This is a genomic window from Paenibacillus maysiensis, assembly GCF_000520815.1.
Classification (GTDB): Bacteria; Bacillota; Bacilli; order Paenibacillales; family Paenibacillaceae; genus Paenibacillus; species Paenibacillus maysiensis.
Genome location: NZ_ASRY01000070.1, coordinates 1 through 558 on the forward strand (window position 1 = coordinate 1; position 558 = coordinate 558).

A 558-nucleotide genomic window follows, 5' to 3' on the forward strand; every position below is an offset into this window, starting at 1 on the left:
GCCGTTGATTGCATTTCCGCATCCTGCCTCGACAAGATTGTTCATTTTGATCCACTTGACTGGTAATTAAATATCGTTCATCACGATAATCCACGATATCTCCTGTATGTAAAGGTGTTGCTGCTCGAATAATTTTTTCATCGGTGCTTTGAATATTATTTGCCGCATCTCGAATCAGAGCAAGCTGTCGCATACCATTGATATGCACAAGCTCTCCCTTCTCTCGCAGAAAGAAATCCAGCATCGGTTCTAAGCTCCGTGTCACTCCTTCACCTCCAATACAAAATCTGGCTTGCAGCGAAATAGATACAATTCCATATAGTCACTCCATTCCTTGATGTCTAAAATAATAAAGACATCCTTGCTGATTCGAACATAGCCGTTTAATTGCAATAAAGACTCCAGTGGACAGAAAGCTCGATATGTCGTCTCTAGTGTGTAGCCATCTTCAAATAAAAAGCTTTTACGATAAGGTTGTACATCTGCCATCATAGACATAACAGGTGTGAAATTGGCATTATTCAAAATTTCCAGCTTCGTATCATAGAACATTAATCT

1 protein-coding gene and 1 pseudogene are annotated in these 558 nt (G+C 39.6%); both read right to left on the reverse strand.

Annotated features, from left to right (window positions below):
* Positions 1-265, reverse strand: a pseudogene (locus tag L696_RS28240) (hypothetical protein); the annotation flags it as partial.
* Positions 262-558, reverse strand: a 297-nt coding sequence (locus L696_RS30840; protein ID WP_245233284.1) for a hypothetical protein, incomplete at its 5' end; no start/stop codon positions are given. The pseudogene L696_RS28240 and the gene L696_RS30840, both read right to left, overlap by 4 nt.